Here is a 19123-nt window from a genome sequence, read left to right as displayed (position 1 = left end):
ATCATGCCATGAAGCGTGCGAGGCGGGCTTCGGCCCACATGCCCGCGCGCGAGGTCAGCTCGACCAGCGCGAGGTAGCACACGCACAGCACCAGCAGGGTTTCGACGAAAGCGAAGGTGGCCGAGCCGATGCCGGTCAGCACGAAGGTCAGTTCGGGCACCGTGACGATCGACAGCACGGCGGTTTCCTTGCTCAGCACGATGATCAGATTGGTCAGCGCGGGCACGATCAGCACTAGCATCTGCGGCGCCTGGATGCGCACGATCGCCTGCCAGCGCGTGAGCCCGAGACAGGACGCCGCTTCCAGATGACCTTTCGGCACCGACTGGAAGCCGGAGCGGAACGCCTCGGCGAAATACGCACTGCCGTAGAGGCCGAGACCGACGATGCCGGCCGTCATCGGTTCGAGCGTGAGGCCGATCGACGGGCCGGCGTAGTACAGCAGAAACAGTTGCACCAGAAACGGCGTGCCGCGCAACAGCTCGATATAGACGCGCAGCGCGGCACGCAGCCAGCGTCCGCAGAACAGTTGCAGCACCGCGATCAGAAAGCCGATCACGAGACCGATCGCGACGCCCGCGGCCCAACTGGCGAGCGTCGTCGCGAGGCCGGCGGCGATCGGCTGCAGGTTGTGCGTGATGACGGTCGGGTCGAACGTTTGCATGGCGCAGTCAAGGTAGGCGTGGAATCGGTCAGGCGTGCTGCTGCAACCGGTGTTCGGCCGCATGCGCGACCAGCGCAAGCGAACCGCAGATCACGAAGTAGATGAGGCCGGCCGCGACATACGCTTCGAGCGGCCGGTAAGTGCTCGCGGCGATGTTCTGCGCGGTGCGCGTCAACTCGGCGACGCCGACCACCGAGATCAGCGAAGAAGCCTTGATCAGCAGCACCATTTCGTTGACGAGTGACGGCAGCGTCAAGCGGAATGCCTGCGGCACCAGGATGCGGCGCAGCGTATCCAGCGGGGAAAGCCCCAGCATGCGCGCGGCTTCGAGATGTCCGGGCGGGATGCTCAGAAAACCGCCGCGCAGAATTTCGGCGATGTACGAGGCCGAGCACAACGACACCGCGCTGATCGCGGCGACGATCGGCGACACGTTGATGCCGGCGAACGGCAGCAGGTAGTACACGAGCAGCAACTGCACGAGCATCGGCACGCCGCGAAAGAAGAACACGTACGCGCCGCCCGCCAGACGCGCGGCGCGATGCTGCGACAGCCGCGCGGTGCAGACGCCGATGCCGACGAAGAAGCCGATCACGAGCCCCGTCAGCGAAATGCCGACGGTGGCGAGCGCCGCATGCAACAGCAGCGGCAGGCCCTGAACGAAGACAGTCGTGTTGAACATGGATCGCAGCCGGTGGAACGCGGCGGGCGACGCACGCTGCGCGATGATGAAACGATCGCGCAACGCGTGATGCCGACGCAAAAGGCGCTCAGTAATTCGGCGTGGGCATCATGGCCGGCATTTCCATCGCGACACCGAACCACTTCTTCTGCAACGCGGCGAGACGGCCATCCTTCTGCATCTTCACGAGCGCGGCGTTGAACGCGTCGGCGAGCGGCTTGCTGTCGGCGTCCTTACGCAACGCGTACGCGAAGTACACCTTCGCACCGAACGGCGGCTGCACGACCGCGAACATCTCTGGACGCTGCTTGGCGACATACGCGATGTTGGTCATCGAGTTCGCCACCGCGGCGATGCGGCCCGCCGCGAGGTCCGCGTAAGCCTGATTGTTGTCGACGTACTCGCGGACTTCAGGCTGCTTCGGCAGCGTGGCCGCATAGCCCTTCAACTGATCGAGCTGCGCGCTGCCTTTGCCCGCGCCGACCGTCTTGCCTGCGATATCCGACGACTGCTTGATCGACGCATCGCTCGCGCGCTTGAGAAGCGCGTCGGTCGCATCGGCGACGGGCAGCGTGTACGTATAGCGTTCCATGCGCGCCTTCGTGACCGTCAGCGGGCCGCCGACCATATCGAACTTGCCCGCTTCGAGACCGGGCAGCACACTCGGCCACGGTAGATCGATGAAGCGCACCTTCACGCCGATGTCCTTGCCGATCTCCGCGAACAGGTCTTTGTTGAAGCCGGCCTGTTGCCCGTTTTCGAGGAAGTCGAAAGGCGCGAACTGCATTTCGGTGCCGACCACCAGTTCGCCGGCCTTCTTCACTTTGGCGAGCTGGTCTTCGGCGTGCGCGGTGACGCTTGCCGCGCACAGCGCCAGCATGACCAAATGACATTTCCAGCCTGCAAGGATACGCATGGGGTTCTCCGGGGGCGAATAGGTGTCGGGTTGCCGGCGTGTTGAAGTCTTCGTTCTCGACCCGCCGCGCCGCCAGCGCGATATCGGATCTTGCAGGGCAGTATATACCGCGTTTCCAGCGAAAAATAAATGCTCGCGCGAGTAGAGAAAAGCCCTGATATCGAGGCGCGCAAAGCAACTTGCGGCGATGCTTTTGGCGGTATATACAACTGCAATAACGATCCATCAAGGAGCAGCGCGATGCCCGTCACTCGCATTCCGATCATTGATGTCGCCGGCGTGCGCGCGGGCGATGCGCACGCGCTGCAACGTGTCGCGAAGGACATTCATCAGGCGTGTACGACGATCGGCTTTTTCTACATCGTCAATCACGGCGTACCGCAGGCGACCATCGATGCCGCCGCGCGGGCGGCGCGCACGTTCTTCGCGTTTCCGGTCGACACGAAGCGCCGCGCGGCGGTCAATCATCGGCATCGCGGTTTCAATGCGCTTGGCGACGCGACGATGTACCAGGCGAAGCGCCCCGATTACAAGGAGTTCTTCAGCATCGGCCTCGAACTGCCGGAGGACGATCCCGACGTGCTGGCGGGGCAAGCACTGCGCGGGCCGAACAACTGGCCGGACTTCATGCCCGAGTTGCGGCCGGTGCTGTATGACTATTACGAGGCGGTCGGCGCATGCGGCGCCGATCTGCTGCGCGCGGTCGCGGTGAGCCTCGGCATCGAAGCCGATTTCTTCGCGCCGCGCTACACCAAGCGCATGCAGCGCACGCAGATGGTCTATTACCCGCCGCAGCCGCCGCAATCGGATGAAGATCAGTTCGGCGTCGCGCCGCATACCGACTACGGCTGCATCACCTTGCTGTGGCAGGATCAGGTCGGCGGCCTGCAGGTGCGCGAAATCGCCAACGACACGTGGGTCGAGGCGCCGCCCGTCGATGGCAGCTTCGTCGTGAACGTCGGCGATCTGCTCGCGCGCTGGACCAACGACCGCTTTCGCTCGACGCTGCATCGCGTGATCAATGCGTCGGGGCGCGAGCGCTATTCGATCGCGACGTTCTACGATCCGACCTATGGCGCGCTCGTCGATCCGCGCGAACTCGGCGCGAGCGACGCGCAAAGCAAATATCAGCCGGTCGCCGCGGGCGACTATATCCTCGGCCGCATCAACGATTCGATGGGCTATCGCAAGAAACTCGCCGCGACGGCACAGCAAGGAACGCCTGCATGACAGAGCAGAGCATCACTGACGACAAGACGACACCGACCGCAAGCGCGACCGCGCCGCTCGCCGCGACACTCGCGGCCTTGCGCGCCGCGCTCGGCGCCGACGCGGTGCGCGTCGGCGAGCAGATCGGCGAACACGCGATGACCGACTGGACGCGCCACGAGCCGACGCGTCCGGCGGCGCTGCTGTTGCCGCGCACGACCGACGAAGTGTCGCGCGCGCTCGCGATCTGCGACCGCGCGCGTCAGCCGGTGGTGCCGCAAGGCGGTATGACCGGACTCGCGGGCGGCGCGATCGCACGTGCCACCGATATCGCGTTGTCGCTCGACCGCCTGGCCGGCGTCGAAGAACTCGACACCGCGTCGGCCACGCTGACCGTTCGTGCCGGCACGACGTTGCAAACCGCTCAGGAAGCTGCCGAAGCAGCCGGCTTCGAACTCGCGCTCGATCTCGGCGCGCGCGGCTCGTGCCAGATCGGCGGCAATCTCGCGACCAACGCGGGCGGCAATCGCGTGATCCAGTCGGGTACCGCGCGCGACCAGGTGCTCGGGCTCGAAGTGGTGCTCGCCAATGGCGACGTGCTCAGTTCGCTCGGCAAGATGGTCAAGAACAACACCGGCTACGACTTGAAGCACTGGTTCATCGGTTCGGAGGGCACGCTCGGCGTGATCACGCGCGCGGTGCTGCGGCTGCATCCGCGCCGCGCCGCACGCCACACGGCACTCGTCGCGCTCGACGATTACGATGCCGCGGTGAGCCTGTTGCGTCGTCTCGCGACGCGATTCGGCAACGACATCGGCGCGTTCGAGATCATGTGGCCGGACTTCTACGACTTCGGCATGAAGCTGACGGGCGCGCGCTCGCCGTTCGACGCCGCGCATCCGCTCTATGCATTGATCGAGCACGCGGGCTTCGATGCGGACGACGCTGGCGAACGCTTCGCCCAGGCGCTGACCGATGCGCTGCAAGCGGGCACGCTGCGCGACGCGGTGATCGCGCAGTCGGTCGCCGATGCGCGCGCGCTATGGGCGATCCGCGAATGCACGGCGGAGTTTCCGCTCAAGCTCGATCCGATCAACTTCGACGTGAGTCTGCCGATCGGCGAGATCGGCGCGTTCGTCGACCGTTGCCGCGCGGCGCTCGATCAGCGCTGGCCCGGCAACCAATCGTATTTTTTCGGGCATATCGGCGATTCGAATCTGCATTTGACCGTGGATGGTCATTCGATTCCCGGCGTCGATCATCACGCGGTTTATGCGTTCGTCTACGAGATGCTCGGACCGTTGCGCGGGTCGGTGTCGGCGGAACATGGCATCGGTTCGCTGAAGCGCGAGTTCCTGCCGATTTCGCGCTCACCGGCCGAGCTTGCGGCGATGGTCGCGATCAAGCGTGCGCTCGATCCGAACGGCATTTTGAATCCGGGCAAGCTGTTCTGAGCCGTCAATGCGCGTTCAGATAGCCGACGATCAACGGATAAACATCGACCGCCGCGTTCTTGCCGAAGATGCAGTCGATATGCCCATAGCCCGGAATCAGATGCCGCTCGTACGGTTCGTCGGGGAAGCGCTCGCGCAACAGGTCGTAAGTGCGCGCGGTGCTGACCGGCAAATAGGTTTCGTTCTTCTCGCCATGGATGAAGCCGATCGGCAGACGCAGGCCCTCCAGTCCTCTCATGCCGTTCGCGCCGGTCAGATACACATCGTCGCCGCGCGCATCGACGAGCTTGCCCGCGCGCACCATCGTGGCCAGATGCTGGAACACGGCCATGTCGTGAATGCCGAACAGTTCCTGCAGGTTCGCATGCAGCGTCTCGTTCAGCTTGTCGTGCTCGTAGAGCAGGCCGTACAGGAACGTCGCGCGATGACAGATCGGATTGCCGCAGCCCTCGCCGTGATCGAGCGGATAAAGACGCAGCGCTTCGTCGAACAGGTTTGCGGGCCAGGAATCTTCCTGCGTATAGGCAGTGAGATCGCGCACGCGCAGATGCTGCATCAGGTCGGGAATATGCAAGCCGGCCTTGATCCGTTGCAACGTGCCCGGCACCGGATGCGCGGACACCTGCGAAATCACCGCCGAGCGCACGCCGTCGAGCCCATACAGCAGGGACATGCTGAGCGCGAGGCCGCCCAGGCAGTGGCCGAGTACCTGAATGTTCGGCGCGCCGGTCAGTTCGCGAATCTTCGCGACGGCGGCGGGAATGTCCTCGCGCGCGACTTTGTCGACGTTGGTCGGCACGAGCACGCTCGGCAGTTCGATGCTGACGCGCAGATCGACGAGCCACACGTCGTAGCCCGACGCGTACAGATATTCGACGAGGTTGGTCGGTATCAGATCGGTCGAGAAGATGCGGCTCGATACGCCCGAGCCGTGGATCAGCAGGATCGGCTTCGCGGCTTTGCCCGCGGCGGGATCGAAGTAGCGCGTGAGCTTGAGTCTCGTGCGGTCGGGCGTGTCGAAGTACGTGACCTGCGGCGCCGGCGCGCGCAGCGTGCGTTTCGCGCGCGGTGGCGTGTACGGATCGTAGAACTGCAGCGGCGCGGCCACGCCGCCGTATTCGGTGAACAGCACGCCCGCGAAAAACTTGCCGAACTTCAGCGTCCATTCGAGGCGCGTCTTCAGGTCGGGCGCGTGCGTGACTTCGAGCGTGCGCTGCTGCTTCAGGAAGTTTTCCGGCGTGATGATCAGCGTCGCGGTGCCGACGATGGGCGCATCGTCCCGCGCCGACGCGCGGATTTCCGCATACAGCGTGTTGGTCTGCTCCCACAGGTTGATCGGCGACGTGCGCGTGATGATCTTCTTGCCGGTCAGATACCAGGTGTTGCCTTCGACCGCGTCGAGCGTCATCCGGTAGTTCATGTTGCGCTCGTCGACGTCGGACTGGTCGACGACGAACAGGTTGAACGTGCCGTCGCTGATCGTCAGCGGTTGCGCGGAGAGGGCGGGGCAGGTCAGCGTGCCGGCGGTGCGTGCGAGATGATCCGGGTTGCCTAGCATATCGGCGAGATCGTCGGAGTCGACCGTCAGCGTGAATTCGATCGGGCTCGTTGCGGCTTGTCCCGCCACGTTGGGCGTATAGGTGCCGACCATCGTCTCCGTGAAGCGCAGGCCGATCTTCTGCGCGGGCGGCGCGGCGGCGGCGCCCTGCGACGTGTAATCGATCGACCAGTCGTGCGCTTTGGCAAGCAGCTTGCAATTGCGTTCGGCGAGCGCGGAAATGGTCAGCAGCGGATTGACGCCGAGCGACATCGGCATCACCGCGCCGTCCATCACATAGAGGCCGTCGTGCACCGCGGCGCCGGCCGTGCCGCTGAATACGCGGCCCAGATGATCGACCACGCCGTGCCCGGCGTCCTCGCCCATGCCGCAGCCGCCGAGCGGATGCACGGTCACCGTGCGCCGGCCGGCGATCTTCGTCGAAATCGGGTTGCGCAGATATTTGCCGCCGAGCGGCTCGCTCGCCTTGATCAGCACGTCCTCGATGCGCTGAAAGATCGGTTGGCGCCCCGCGTTTTTCCATTCGATGCGCGCGCGGCCTTGGTCGCCGACCGTGATGCGGCCGCTTTCGTCGTCGTGCGCCATCACGAGGTAGCTTTGGGTGTGATTGAGCGCGCCGTGGTACGGGCCGCGGAGCAGGCTCTCGATCGCGCGCGCGTCGTAGGCCATGCGCTCGAGCAGCGACGGTGGCCCGGCCGCATCCACGCCTTCGAGCGGCGCGACCGCGCCGAGCATGCCGACGAGCGCTTCGCCGACCGGGCCGGCCAGCGAGCCTTCCTCGATCACATAGCCATCCTTGACGTCGTTCTGCCCGGCGCGATTGTCGATCAGGCCGGTGATGGTCGGCCCGACCGGCGCAATCTGCCCTTGCTGGTGCTCGCCCCAGCCGACGCCGTTGATCGTGTCGCTGGTGTTGTACGCGAAGGCGAGCACGTCGCCGTTGCCGGTGAAATGCTGGCCGAGCATCTCTGACGTGCTCAAGCCCGCGTTGCGCGAGCGCAGCAGCAGCGCCGTCGAGCCGATCGTGCCTGCCGCGACGATGACGATATCGGCCAGCACGAACAGATCGGGCGCGTCGTAGCTTTCGCGGCCGAGCTTCACGAGCTGGAAGTTGACCTTCCATTGCTGTGTGTCGGGATCGCGCAGCACCGAATGCACGGCCGTGCCGGTGAAAATCTGCGCGCCGTGGGCGACCGCGTCGGGCAGATAGTTCATGTGCGTCGAGTTCTTCGCGTCGTAGTTGCAACCCGAGTTGCAATCGCCGCACCCGACACAGCGCTGCTGCTCGACGCCCGCCGCGTTCGGGCCGCCCTTGAACGTGACCGTGATCGGCGGACGGCTGAAGCGCTCGGCCATGCCGAGCGCCCGCGCCGATTTTTCGAGCGCCTGCAGCTTCGGCAGCGGCGGGAAATCGTCGGGCACCGGCGACGGTGACAGCATTTTCCAGGCGAGCGCATAGCCGTCGTCGCGCCCGGCCGGGTCGCCGCGCAGCGCGGCCGGCCAGCGCGGGTCGTCCCACAGGCGCGGATCGGCTTCGAGCGCGACGTTCGCATTGATCAGCGAGGTGCCGCCGAGTCCGCAGCCCACCACCGCGTTGACGTCCTCGTTCACGTGCACTTCGAGCAGCGCGAGCGGCGAACCGATCTGCGCCTCGGCCGTGTTGTACTGGATCTGCTCGGCGCCCTGCACGGGCGTGCGCGGATACTCGCCGGCCATGAATTCGCGTCCGCGCTCGAGCACGCATACGCGACGTCCGGCGCGCGCCATACGGCTCGCGGCGATCGCTCCGCCGTAGCCCGACCCGATCACGACCACTTCGTAATGGCGTTGCAGCGCCGTCGGCGCGCTCGATAAGCGGTTCATCAGGACCACCTCGTCTGGAATCGGATGCGGGGAACGGAAGCTCGACTTCGCAACAAAGACGGCGTGCGATGGCAGCTTTTTTATCGTAGGCGGAATATGCGGGAAAAAAAGCGCGCCGTGGAGGGCGCGCCGAAGTCGTAGCGTGCGACGCTCAGGGCGGCATGACTGGCCGGCCGTTGCCGGTGGTGCCCGGCCGGGTGGTCATGCGCTGTTGTCGCGCTTCTTATGTGGCCTGTTGGTTCTCCGAACTATTACGCGGCCACTTCATTGAATTCGCTATCGCTCGATTCCGCCGCGAGCAGATTCAGCGTGACCAGAATCGCCGCGCGATTCTCGACGTCGATCGCGATGCCGAGCACATCGGTGAGCCAGCGGCCGATCTTCGTGTTGGAAAATTCGTCGGCGCCGGCCGTCTTTTTCATGGTGACGCCGAGTTTGACCGCGCGATAGTGATAAGAGGGCACCCGATGCTGCGCCGCGACCGCCGAGAGCCCGCCTTTGCCTTCCGAGCACCAGCCGAGGCTGCCGGCCAACACGATCCGCTCCGGTTCGTCGAGCGCTTCGATGAACTCGCGCGCCGCGCGCCGCAAGTGCTGTTCGTCGAGGCCGTATTGCAGCAGCACGCTTGCCACCGGGTCTTCGAGCGCGTGCGCGTGCAGATCGATCTCCTGCGCGATGCCCTCGGTTTCCATCGACACGTTGCGCTGATGGCACGCGCTGCGCAGGCAGTCGATCAGATAGCGGCGGAAATACGCGCACACCGCGTAGCTGTTGGACGGCGCGCTGTCTGCGCACGCGTTCGTTTCGGTGTGGCCGGGCGCGAGGCGCAGCACCTTCGCGTAGATGAACTGGGCGACCAGTTCTTCCTTGTCCTCGCCGAGCGCCTGCAATTCGAGCGGGTGGTAGGTCCGCAACGCGCGCTTGACCAGTTCGACCATCGACACCATTTCGTCCGCGGAGAGCCGGGTGCGTCTGCGCCACAGCTCGGGCAGGATCGCGTCGTCGAGTTGGCGGGCGAACTCGTAGCTCGGGACTGCGCCCATGGAAACCTCCATCACGGTTGGCGGGGAGCGCGGCGGGCCGCGGCGCGTAGGCCACGAGGCGAGGGAAGACGAATGACATGCCGCGTTGAAACGTGAATGCAGTATGGTTCGCCGCAAGGCCTTCGCCTATATGGATTAAGTGTTAGCTGATGGGTAAACTGCCGGGTAAACCTTCTGACGGATTGCTGACTATTCGTCAGAAGGATGGGCTTTCGCACCGCCGCCTCGTCAGTGCCTGGCCTTTGCTCCCGTTCCGATCGACACAGGAGAACGCCCCATGCGGGCCGACCCGATCCGGCGTGCCATTGACGAAGACCTCGTGCGCGTGCTCTACGCGCAGGACCCGATCGCGTTCTTTTCGCACTGGTTTTCGATCGCGGTGCTGGTGGCGATCTACTGGCCGCATGTGCCGTCGCCGCCGCTGTTTATCGCATGCTTCGTTTTTTATGCGCTCGCCAATTGCGCGGGCCTCGCGCTGTGGATCTGCAATCGCCGCTATCCGCAACTGGTGTCGCCGCGCGACTGGATCTATCTGCACGCGCTGCGCGGCGTGCTTCTTTACAGCGGGCCGGGCTTCGCGGTGTGGTTCGCATTCCAGAGTCCGCAGACCGATCTGCCGCTATTGCATACCGTGATGCTGGTGACGCTCGCGGCGGGCGTGTTCATGTCGAATGGCTTCGATCTCCTCAATTTTTCGACGTCGATTCCGTTCCTGCTGCTGCCGTCGATCGTGCTGCATTTCGGCTCGCACACATTCGATCGCACCATACTGGCGATCGTGCTGGCGTTCTTCTTCTGCGCGATCAATGTCTATGCGATGAGCTATCGCAAGCTGTTTCGCCAGGTCGTGCAGGCGCGTGTCGATCAGCAATACCTCGCGCAATCCCTTGCCGCGCAAAAGTGCGTCGCCGAAGAAGCGAGCCTCGCGAAAACGCGCTTTTTCGCGGCGGCAAGCCACGATCTGCGTCAGCCGCTGCATGCGATCGGCCTGCTCGCGGCGTCGCTGAACGACCCGGCGGCGACGCCCGCGCAGCACGCGAAGACCGCCGGGCACATCGTCTATAACGTCGAGGCGCTCAATCAGCTGTTCAACCAGGTGCTCGATCTTGCGCGGCTCGAAAGCGGCGTGACCCAGGTGATCCGGTTGCACTTCCGGCTCTCCGAGCTGTTCGAGCGGGTGGGCAGCCAGTATCGCCCCCAAGCCGCGGCGAAGGGGCTCGCGCTGCGCATCGCGCCGACTTCGATGGTCGTCTACGACGATCCGGTGCTGCTCGAACGCGTGCTGAGCAATCTGCTGTCGAACGCGGTGCGTTACACCGAGCAAGGCGCTATCTGGCTCGGCTTGCGGCGCGCGGGGCGACAGAAGGGCGGCTATATCGAGGTGCGCGATTCGGGCGTCGGCATGTGCGCCGCAAGAGCACGAGCGCATCTTCGAGGAGTTTTATCAGGTCGAGAATCCGCAGCGCGACGCGCGCCAAGGGCACGGGCTCGGGCTGCCGACCGTCAGGCGGCTCGTCGGTCTGCTCGGCGGCGAGTTGCAGCTGCGCTCGGCGCCGGGGCGCGGCTCGGTGTTCCGCTTTGCGGTGCAGGCGGGCGACGCGAGCGGCATCGTCGCAAGTCTGAACGATTCGGTCGTGGGCGGCCCGACCGCGCAAGGGCGGCGCGTGCTGTGCATCGACGACGATCCGTCGATACTCGAGGGCCTCGCGAGTCTACTCGAGCGCTGGGGCTGCAACGTGCGCGGTGCGCGTGACGAAGCCGCGGCGCTCGCCGCGCTCGCGGATGGCTTCGTGCCCGACGCGGTGCTGTGCGACTATCAGCTCGCGAATCACCGCACCGGCGCGCAGGCGCTCAGCGCATTGCGCGGCGTGCTGGCGCACGCGGGGCATGGCAATGTGGTGACGCTGCTGATTACTGGCGATATGGCGTCGGCGGAACTGGCGGCGCTCGCGCTGCAGGGAATTCCAGTGCTGCACAAGCCGGTGACGCCGGCACGATTGCGGCGCACGCTGGACATGCTGTGGCAGGAGGCGGTGGACCAGGGACGGCTGGCGAGCGCGGTGGTGTTGGGGCAACGGGCGGCGGAGGCCGACCCAGCGCCGTCGCCCGCGGCGCCAGGCGCTACAACGTCTTCCCCGCCTCCAGCCATCCATTGATCACCGCGATCGCCGTCGACCGGTTGTGCACGCCGAGCGCCCGGAAGATCACCGACAGATGCACCTTCACCGTACCTTCGGCGACGCCGAGCTCGCGCGCGATCATCTTGTTGGTCCAGCCGCGATGCACGAGCCGCATGATGTCCTGCTGACGGGGTGACAGGTTCTCCAGCAGATGCTGCTGGTGCGGTTGCAGCGACGGCGCCTGCCTGAGCGGTTCGCTCTGCGGAGCGGCGCTCGGAACCGGCACGACAGCCGGTCCATTCGCATCGGCCCCCGCGCATCCGGCCGCCTGCGTCTCGCGCGAACCGAGCAGACTGAGCGCCTCGATTGGCACATAGGCACCGCCGGACAGCACCAGCTCGATCGCCTTCAGCATCACGCTGGCGGGCTGGCGCTTCGGCACGAAGCCGAGCGCGCCGGCCGCGAGCACCGCGCGCATCTCGTCGGGCGATTCTTCCGCGGACAGCACCACGACCGGCAGCGCCGGGTTCGCCTTCAGCAGCGTTTCGAGCGACATCGCGCCGCTCATGCCCGGCATGTGCAGATCGACGATCGCCAGATCGTGATTCGCGTCGGGTCGCGCGGCGCTCGCGAGGGTTTCCCAGCTGTCGGCTTCGTCGAACTGGGCGTCCGGATCGAAGCCGCGCAGCATGCCCTTGACGCCTTGGCGGATCAGTTCATGGTCGTCGGCTACAAGAAACTTCATGATGTCTCCGCGAGTCGAGCCTGTCCGTTGAGGGCTGCCGCCGTTGCAGCATGCGCCGTTGCAGCATGATTAACTTCGCCACGCGCGTGGCCGGCTGCCGGCATCGTTCGATGCGCTTCGTGATGTTAAGGCAGGTCTCCCGCGCATAGGTTCCGGCTTGCTACGTAGACGAGCCGCGCGTACCTTTTTTGAAGCGCTTCTGCGCGCTCGAGCAGGTTATGCTCGCCAGATCGAAACGGGTTCGCGTGCCGCTATCTGACCGCAAACAACGTTGCATTCATCAGAAGCCTGAAGGCGAAACCGAGCGACATCGCCGCCGCAACGCCGAGGCACCATAGCGCGATGAACCACAGCCAGCCCGGCAGTTTGCGGCTGGGCGTCGCGGCAGTGGCAGCGGGCGCCGATGTGCGGGCACGCTGCGTTTCAATGATAGTGATGTTGGTCGCCATGACGCACCTTGCCTCGAAAGACCCAGTAACCCATCGTCGTGTACGCGACGATGATCGGCAGGATCACCGCCGCGCCGGCCAGCGTGAACGTCTGGCTCGTGCGTGGCGCGGCGGCTTCCCATAGCGTGATGCTCGACGGAATCGCATACGGCCACAGGCTCACGAGCAGACCGAGATAGCCGAGCAGCACTAGCGCCAGCGCGAGCGCGAACGGCGTGTTGTGATGGCGCGCGCGCACCGCGCGATGCATGAAGAATGCGCAGAGCGCGACGAGGAACGGCACCGGTAGGAGACGGTAGAAGATCCCGTCATGGAACCAGCGTTGTGCGATGCCCGCATCCATCAGCGGCGTCCATAGGCTCACGAGCGCGATGAAGCCGAGCAGCACCACGGTCAACGGCCAGACGACGCGATGCAGCCGCCGCTGCAGATCGCCGTCGGTCTTCGCGACCAGCCAGCAGCAGCCGAGCAGCGCGTAGGTCGCGACGAGCCCGAGGCCCGTCAGCAGACTGAACGGCGTGAGCCAGCCGAACCCGTCGCCGGCATTGGCGCCATCGGCGACCGGAATGCCCTGCAGAAACGCGCCGAGCACGATGCCCTGGAAGAACGCCGCGCCCGCCGAGCCGCCGATGAACGCGAGGTCCCACAGATGCCTCGTGCGACGCGACTTCGCGCGGATCTCGAACGACACGCCACGAAAGATCAGGCACACGAGCATGAACACGAGCGGCAGATAGAGCGCCGACAGCACGGTCGAGTAGACGACCGGAAACACCGCGAACAGCGCGGCGCCGCCGAGTACGAGCCAGGTTTCGTTGCCGTCCCACACCGGCGCCACCGTGTTCATCATCAGGTCGCGTTCCTTTTCGTCGGGGAAGAACGGAAAGACGATGCCGATGCCGAGGTCGAAGCCGTCCAGCACGACGTACATGAAAAGGCCCAGCGCGATGATCGCGGCCCATACGACAGTTACGTCCATGTTCTTTCTCTTCAAGCGTGGGTTAGACGGCGTCGATCATCTGATCGGCGGCGGACAGCGGGCGGCGCGCGGTCTGCGCGGGCGTCGGCTGCGGCAGGGCTGGCGGCCTGTCGTGCGACATGCCGCCAGGCAGCGCGGGACCGGAGCGCATCAGCTTCAGCATGTAGTAGATGCCGGTGCCGAACACGAGGAAGTAGACGGCCACGAACGTCATCAGCGACAGACCGACCTGCTGCGTGGTCAGCGGCGACACCGCCTGCGACGTGCGCATCACGCCGTACACGACCCACGGTTGACGGCCCGCTTCGGTGGTGACCCAGCCGGCCAGCAGCGTGATGAAGCCGCTCGGCCCCATCGCGACGCACAGCCGCTGGAACCACTTCGCTTCGAACAGGCGCCCGCGCCGGCGCAGCACCCAGGCCGCGATCGACATCGCGATCATCAGCACGCCGAGGCCGGCCATAATGCGGAAGCTCCAGAACACGACGGTCGAATCCGGCCGGTCCTGCGGCGGAAATTCCTTCAGGCCGCGGATTTCGCCGTCCCAGCTATGCGTGAGGATCAGGCTGCCGAGGTGCGGCACCGACACCGCGTAGCGCGTGGTTTCCGCCTTCATGTCGGGGATGCCGAACAGGTTCAGCGCGGTGCCGCCTTTTTCGGTATCCCACAAGCCTTCGATCGCCGCGATTTTCGCCGGCTGATACTTGCGCGTATTGAGGCCGTGCTGATCGCCCACGAATGCCTGGATCGGCGTCAGAATCAACAGCAGCCACAGCGCCATCGAGAACATCTTCTTGACGGCGGGATCGCGCCGGCCGCGCAGCAGATGCCATGCGCCGACCGCCGCGACCACGAGCGCGGCGACGATGAACGCCGCGAGCGCCATATGCGCGAGCCGGTACGGGAACGACGGATTGAAGATGATCTTGAACCAGTCGAGCGGCACGACATGGCCGTCGACGACTTCGAAGCCCTGCGGCGTCTGCATCCAGCTGTTGGACGCGAGAATCCAGAAGGTCGAGATCAGCGTACCGATCGCGACCATCAGCGTCGCGCCGAAGTGCGCGCGCGGACTCACGCGCTGCCAGCCGAACAGCATGATGCCGAGGAAACCCGCTTCGAGAAAGAATGCGGTCATCACCTCGTACATCAGCAGCGGACCGGTGATGGGCCCAGCGAAACGGGAAAAGCCCGACCAGTTGGTGCCGAACTGATAGCTCATCACGACGCCGGAGACGACGCCCATGCCGAAGGCCACTGCGAAGATCTTCGACCAGAACAGACAAAGATCTTTGTAGTAGGCCTTGCCGGTCTTCAGCCAGCGCCATTCGAGAACCGCGATGAAACTGGCGAGACCGATGCTGAGCGCGGGGAAAACAATGTGAAAAGAAACGGTGAACGCGAATTGGATGCGAGCGAGATCGAATGCCGATAGTGCGGAGTTCATGATCCTGTTGTGCGTGATAGCCGCATGTGCGGACTTACGCGCGTCGACCGATGTCGGGCGCACTGCGCTGGGCAGATGGCGCAAGAGTAGGGGATCGAAACAAAATTTGCTGCGATGCGAGGTGCGTCAATGAACCGCGTTGTTTTATGCGAAATGCGCTTGTTAATGGGGCAACCCATTGATGATTATCAGGTTTCTTTTAGCGGCTGATGCATCGCCGTATGTGCGTCGTGGCGTGCGCTGCGTCAATCGACCGCGCTGCAGCAATGCGTTTCGCGCAGCCTTGCGCGGCAAGCTCGCGGGCCGTATCCGTCGCCAGCCGACAATCGATCCATCCAAACCGACTTCGTCGGTTGGCGTGCTAGCCGGGCCATTTTTTTACTTCTACGATGCACGCTGCCGCCTCGCCGTCTCAGCGATTTCTCTTCAGTATTCGTTGCGCATTATCCGTTCGCCATTCATTTGGTGTTGATGTTATTTCGCAGCGGAATTTCTCAATAGGTCATTACTCATTGCCGTATCCGCATGGCGTTCTGTCATGCGTCGCGCGCATGCGTCGCGCGCATGCTTCGCGAGCAGCTTCGCTTCATCCACCTGCCGGCGACGGCAGACTTCATCGACAAGGAGTCAGCAGATGAGCACGATCAGGACGAAAGACGGTACCTCGATTTTCTACAAGGACTGGGGCAAGGGTCGCCCGGTGGTTTTTTCGCATGGCTGGCCGCTGACCGCCGATGCGTGGGATGCACAGATGCTGTTTCTCGGCAGCAAGGGCTTTCGCGTGATCGCGCACGACCGGCGCGGTCATGGCCGCTCGGAGCAGCCGTGGGACGGCAACGAGATGGACACCTACGCCGACGATCTCGCCGCGCTGATTGAACACCTCGACCTGCAGGACGCGACACTGGTCGGCCATTCGACGGGCGGTGGCGAAGTCGCGCATTACATCGGCCGGCATGGTACGGGGCGCGTCGCGAAGGCCGTGCTGATCGGCGCGGTGCCGCCGCTGATGCTGAAGACCGCCGACAATCCGCTCGGCTTGCCGATCGACGTGTTCGACGGCATTCGCAAGAGCGTCGTCGACGATCGCTCGCAGTTCTTCAAGGACCTGGCCGTGGCGTTTTATGGTTACAACCGCGAGGGCGCCAAGGTGTCGCAGGGCGTCATCGATTCGTTCTGGCGCCAGGGCATGGCCGGCTCGATCAAGGGGCTGTACGACTGCATCAAGCAGTTCTCCGAAGTCGACTACACCGAAGATCTGAAAAAGATCGACGTACCGACGCTTGTGCTGCACGGTGACGATGACCAGATCGTGCCGATCGACGCAGCCGGCCGGCAGACCGCGAAGATCGTCGAGAACGCGACGCTAAAGGTGTATCCGGGTGGCCAGCACGGCATGTGCACGGTGGAGGCCGACAAGGTCAATGCCGACCTGCTTGAATTCATCGGCTCCTGAGCGATCGGTAACGCAATGATGTGATCGGTTGAAAGTGCGGGCGGCGTTCAGACGCGCCGCTCGCGCCGAACGCCCGGCGCCCGCGAGGGTAGGCGAGTTATACGATGTCACACGAACACGATGTTCGCATCTCTTTGTTTTTTAAATGGGATGCGGAACCTGGCCTTTGCGATTTAAGGGTAAATGCCGAGTTGAAATCCGCTTGGTCATCGCAGATAGTACGTTATCGTACAACTAGCGCGCGGCGCAGTGAAAGGAACCTCTATGAAGAAGATTGCCCTGAGTGGCGCCGGCGGCCAGCTCGGCTCCGTGGTACGTGCTGAATTCGTCGCGCGCGGCGTGCCGTTGCGCTCGGCCGCGGGCTCGAAAGTGCTGACGCCGCTCGTCGACGGCGAAGACGTCATGAACGGCGACTTGCGCGATCCGGCGGTCGTCGACCGTCTGCTGAACGGCGTGGAGGTGCTGATCCATTTCGCCGGCACGAGCGTCGAGCGTCCGCTGCCCGAGATCATCGAGAACAACCTGCGCGGCCTCGTCGAAGTCTACGAAGGCGCGCGCCGCAACGGCGTGAAGCGCATCGTGTTCGCGAGCTCGAATCACGCGATCGGCATGTATCCGGTCACCGAGCATCTGAGCCTCGACTGCGAACTGCGCCCGGACGGCTTCTATGGCCTGTCGAAGGTATGGGGCGAAGCGCTCGCGCGCATGTACTGGGACAAGCACGGCATCGAAAGCGTGTGCGTGCGCATCGGCAGCTGCCTCGCGCGCCCGACCGAGCAGCGTCACCTGAGCACCTGGTTCGGCCACAAGGACCTGATGCATTTCCTCGAGCGCTGCATCGAAGCGGACGACGTCGGCTTCCTGACCATCTGGGGCGTGTCGGCCAACACGCGCAGCTGGTGGGACAACAGCGGCGCGGCGTGCCTCGGCTACGAGCCGAAGCAGAACGCCGAGGACTACGCGCAAGACGTCCTGTCGCGCCCGAATCCGCTCGATGAACTGTGCCAGCGCTACCAGGGCGGCAGCTTCGTCGGCATCGACTATTCGCGCAAGGCTTAAGTCCCGTTCGGTTTGACGGGCATTGCATCACGAGGAGTAGCAGCAATGAAGATCAAGGGTATTCGCTGGTGGATGGTCGCGCTGGTCGCGGCCGGCCTGATCATCAATTACCTGGCGCGTAACACGTTGTCGGTCGCGGCTCCGACGATGATGAAGGAGCTCAACATCACGACCGAGCAGTATTCGCACGTGGTCGTGGCGTGGCAGCTCTGCTATGCGTTCATGCAGCCGGTCGCCGGTTTCGTGCTCGACACGATCGGCACCAAGCTCGGCTTCGCGGTGTTCGCGCTGGCGTGGTCGGTGGCTTGCGCGGCGGCTGCGTGGGCGACGGGCTGGCGCAGCCTCGCGGTGTTCCGCGGTATCCTGGGTCTCGCCGAATCGGCCGGTATTCCGGCTGGCGTGAAGGCGACCAGCGAGTGGTTCCCGGCGAAAGAGCGGTCGGTTGCGATCGGCTGGTTCAATATCGGCTCGTCGATCGGCGCGCTGCTTGCGCCGCCGCTCGTCGTGTGGGCGCTGTTTCACGGCCGGTGGGAACTGGCGTTCGTGATCGTCGGCGTCGCGGGCATCGTGTGGAGCATGCTGTGGATGCTCGCCTACAAGCATCCGCGCAACCAGAAGCTGCTGGGCGCCGCCGAGCGTGACTACATTCTGAGTGGCCAGGAAGCGAAGCATCACGATGACGTCAGCACGCCGAAACGCAACTGGCGCGCGATGCTGGTGAGCCGTGATTTCTGGGCGATCGGTATTCCGCGGATTCTGTCCGAGCCGGCCTGGCAAACCTTCAACGCGTGGATTCCGCTGTACATGATGACCGAGCGTCACATGAACCTGAAGGAAGTCGCGATGTTCGCGTGGATGCCGTTCCTCGCCGCCGATATCGGCTGCGTGCTCGGCGGTTATCTGAGCCCGCTGTTCCACAAGTATGCAAAGGTGTCGCTGTTCACGTCGCGCAAGATGGTGTTCGTGGTCGGCGCGCTGTTCATGATCGGGCCGGCGTGCGTGGGTCTCGTCGCGAGCCCGTACGTGGCGGTGGCGCTGCTGTGCGTCGGCGGCTTCGCGCACCAGACGCTGTCGGGCGCGCTGTACGCGATCACGTCGGACATGTTCGGTAAACACGAAGTCGCGACCGCGACGGGCATGGGCGGCATGGCCGGCTATCTGGGCGCCGCTGCGTTCACCGCGCTGTTCGGCGTGCTCGTTACGCAGATCGGCTATAGCCCGCTGTTCGTCGTGCTGGCGGTATTCGACCTGATTGCCGCGGCCGTGGTCTGCCTGATGGCCAGGAGTTCGGACAAGATGCCGGAGCCGAAGTGGACGTTGCCGGATGCGGTGACGGCGAAGTAATGTGATCTGCGGTCGGCTCCGGTGGGCCGATCGGGTGAAAGAAGCGGCGCCCCATGAGTGGGCACCGTTTTTTGTCGGTTTTGCGGCCGTTTGCGGGATGCGGTGTTGCGCCGCGAGCGTTGCAGCCGGCAAGCA

General features: G+C 64.6%; 14 protein-coding genes and 1 pseudogene. 6 read left to right on the top strand and 9 right to left on the bottom strand.

What is annotated here, in order from left to right; genetic code table 11:
• Position 1: 1 nt before the first annotated feature.
• From OKW43_RS01190 to OKW43_RS01180, 3 genes are all read right to left on the bottom strand, one after another.
• Entirely contained in the window at positions 2-664 is a 663-nt protein-coding gene (locus OKW43_RS01190; RefSeq protein WP_429444685.1) for an amino acid ABC transporter permease, read from the bottom strand.
• Between the two features lie 28 nt (positions 665-692).
• Positions 693-1346 (bottom strand): amino acid ABC transporter permease, encoded by a 654-nt coding sequence (locus OKW43_RS01185; RefSeq protein WP_429447285.1) that lies wholly within the window; start codon positions 1344-1346, stop codon positions 693-695.
• A gap of 88 nt (positions 1347-1434) precedes the next feature.
• A complete protein-coding gene (locus tag OKW43_RS01180) occupies positions 1435-2262 on the bottom strand; it encodes a transporter substrate-binding domain-containing protein (RefSeq protein ID WP_429444683.1) in 828 nt (275 codons plus the stop codon).
• 240 nt (positions 2263-2502) lie between these two features.
• Here OKW43_RS01180 and OKW43_RS01175 point away from each other — a divergent pair, with 240 nt between their 5' ends.
• Together OKW43_RS01175 and OKW43_RS01170 are read left to right on the top strand one after the other, a co-directional pair.
• Positions 2503-3492 (top strand): isopenicillin N synthase family dioxygenase, encoded by a 990-nt coding sequence (locus tag OKW43_RS01175; RefSeq protein ID WP_429444681.1) that lies wholly within the window; start codon positions 2503-2505, stop codon positions 3490-3492.
• Complete coding sequence (locus OKW43_RS01170; protein ID WP_429444679.1) at positions 3489-4925, top strand: FAD-binding oxidoreductase; 1437 nt, start codon at positions 3489-3491, stop codon at positions 4923-4925. The genes OKW43_RS01175 and OKW43_RS01170 overlap by 4 nt, the downstream gene beginning before the upstream one ends.
• Positions 4926-4929: 4 nt before the next feature.
• On the opposite strand, the gene OKW43_RS01165 is transcribed toward OKW43_RS01170, so the two are convergent.
• Positions 4930-8346 carry an alpha/beta fold hydrolase gene (locus tag OKW43_RS01165; protein ID WP_429444677.1) on the bottom strand — a complete coding sequence of 1139 codons (3417 nt, stop codon included), beginning with the start codon at positions 8344-8346 and terminating at the stop codon, positions 4930-4932.
• A 251-nt stretch (positions 8347-8597) separates the two neighbouring features.
• Positions 8598-9389, bottom strand: coding sequence for a hypothetical protein (locus OKW43_RS01160; RefSeq protein WP_429444675.1), 792 nt, complete (start codon positions 9387-9389; stop codon positions 8598-8600).
• 277 nt (positions 9390-9666) lie between these two features.
• On the opposite strand from OKW43_RS01160, the pseudogene OKW43_RS01155 reads away from it, so the two are divergent.
• Positions 9667-11545, top strand: a pseudogene (locus tag OKW43_RS01155) (ATP-binding response regulator).
• Here OKW43_RS01155 and OKW43_RS01150 read toward each other — a convergent pair.
• The 4 genes from OKW43_RS01150 to OKW43_RS01135 all read right to left on the bottom strand — a co-directional run bounded on the left by OKW43_RS01150 (position 11511) and on the right by OKW43_RS01135 (position 15129).
• Positions 11511-12254: a response regulator transcription factor gene (locus OKW43_RS01150; protein WP_187636855.1), complete on the bottom strand. Its 744-nt coding sequence runs from the start codon at positions 12252-12254 to the stop codon at positions 11511-11513. The pseudogene OKW43_RS01155 and the gene OKW43_RS01150 overlap by 35 nt on opposite strands.
• 251 nt (positions 12255-12505) lie before the next feature.
• Positions 12506-12703, bottom strand: coding sequence for a hypothetical protein (locus OKW43_RS01145; RefSeq protein ID WP_187636905.1), 198 nt, complete (start codon positions 12701-12703; stop codon positions 12506-12508).
• Positions 12678-13682, bottom strand: a complete 1005-nt coding sequence (gene cydB, locus OKW43_RS01140) for a cytochrome d ubiquinol oxidase subunit II (protein ID WP_187636856.1) — start codon at positions 13680-13682, stop codon at positions 12678-12680. Before cydB ends, OKW43_RS01145 begins: the two co-directional genes overlap by 26 nt.
• A 22-nt stretch (positions 13683-13704) precedes the next feature.
• A complete protein-coding gene (locus OKW43_RS01135) occupies positions 13705-15129 on the bottom strand; it encodes a cytochrome ubiquinol oxidase subunit I (RefSeq protein WP_187636857.1) in 1425 nt (474 codons plus the stop codon).
• A 634-nt stretch (positions 15130-15763) separates the two neighbouring features.
• Here OKW43_RS01135 and OKW43_RS01130 point away from each other — a divergent pair.
• From OKW43_RS01130 to OKW43_RS01120, 3 genes are all read left to right on the top strand, one after another.
• Positions 15764-16585 carry an alpha/beta fold hydrolase gene (locus OKW43_RS01130; protein ID WP_187636858.1) on the top strand — a complete coding sequence of 274 codons (822 nt, stop codon included), beginning with the start codon at positions 15764-15766 and terminating at the stop codon, positions 16583-16585.
• A 264-nt stretch (positions 16586-16849) separates the two neighbouring features.
• Positions 16850-17644 carry an NAD-dependent epimerase/dehydratase family protein gene (locus tag OKW43_RS01125; RefSeq protein ID WP_429444671.1) on the top strand — a complete coding sequence of 265 codons (795 nt, stop codon included), beginning with the start codon at positions 16850-16852 and terminating at the stop codon, positions 17642-17644.
• 45 nt (positions 17645-17689) lie between these two features.
• Positions 17690-18988 (top strand): MFS transporter, encoded by a 1299-nt coding sequence (locus OKW43_RS01120; protein ID WP_187636860.1) that lies wholly within the window; start codon positions 17690-17692, stop codon positions 18986-18988.
• Positions 18989-19123 lie beyond the last annotated feature (135 nt).

It is taken from the genome of Paraburkholderia sp. WC7.3g (assembly GCF_050436345.1).
GTDB lineage: Bacteria > Pseudomonadota > Gammaproteobacteria > Burkholderiales > Burkholderiaceae > Paraburkholderia > Paraburkholderia podalyriae.
The sequence above is the reverse complement of the archived record's forward strand: the minus strand, read 5'-3'. Positions and strand labels throughout refer to the sequence as shown.

What these genes read in the sequence shown, in the direction of transcription:
- OKW43_RS01125 (WP_429444671.1), top strand. Translation starts at nt 16,850, where the DNA reads ATGAAGAAGATTGCCCTGAGTGGCGCCGGCGGCCAGCTCGGCTCCGTG.
- OKW43_RS01170 (WP_429444679.1), top strand. Translation starts at nt 3,489, where the DNA reads ATGACAGAGCAGAGCATCACTGACGACAAGACGACACCGACCGCAAGC.
- OKW43_RS01120 (WP_187636860.1), top strand. Translation starts at nt 17,690, where the DNA reads ATGAAGATCAAGGGTATTCGCTGGTGGATGGTCGCGCTGGTCGCGGCC.
- OKW43_RS01165 (WP_429444677.1), bottom strand. Translation starts at nt 8,346, where the DNA reads ATGAACCGCTTATCGAGCGCGCCGACGGCGCTGCAACGCCATTACGAA.
- OKW43_RS01130 (WP_187636858.1), top strand. Translation starts at nt 15,764, where the DNA reads ATGAGCACGATCAGGACGAAAGACGGTACCTCGATTTTCTACAAGGAC.
- OKW43_RS01160 (WP_429444675.1), bottom strand. Translation starts at nt 9,389, where the DNA reads ATGGGCGCAGTCCCGAGCTACGAGTTCGCCCGCCAACTCGACGACGCG.
- OKW43_RS01135 (WP_187636857.1), bottom strand. Translation starts at nt 15,129, where the DNA reads ATGAACTCCGCACTATCGGCATTCGATCTCGCTCGCATCCAATTCGCG.
- OKW43_RS01175 (WP_429444681.1), top strand. Translation starts at nt 2,503, where the DNA reads ATGCCCGTCACTCGCATTCCGATCATTGATGTCGCCGGCGTGCGCGCG.
- OKW43_RS01180 (WP_429444683.1), bottom strand. Translation starts at nt 2,262, where the DNA reads ATGCGTATCCTTGCAGGCTGGAAATGTCATTTGGTCATGCTGGCGCTG.
- OKW43_RS01185 (WP_429447285.1), bottom strand. Translation starts at nt 1,346, where the DNA reads ATGTTCAACACGACTGTCTTCGTTCAGGGCCTGCCGCTGCTGTTGCAT.
- cydB (WP_187636856.1), bottom strand. Translation starts at nt 13,682, where the DNA reads ATGGACGTAACTGTCGTATGGGCCGCGATCATCGCGCTGGGCCTTTTC.
- OKW43_RS01150 (WP_187636855.1), bottom strand. Translation starts at nt 12,254, where the DNA reads ATGAAGTTTCTTGTAGCCGACGACCATGAACTGATCCGCCAAGGCGTC.
- OKW43_RS01190 (WP_429444685.1), bottom strand. Translation starts at nt 664, where the DNA reads ATGCAAACGTTCGACCCGACCGTCATCACGCACAACCTGCAGCCGATC.
- OKW43_RS01145 (WP_187636905.1), bottom strand. Translation starts at nt 12,703, where the DNA reads ATGGCGACCAACATCACTATCATTGAAACGCAGCGTGCCCGCACATCG.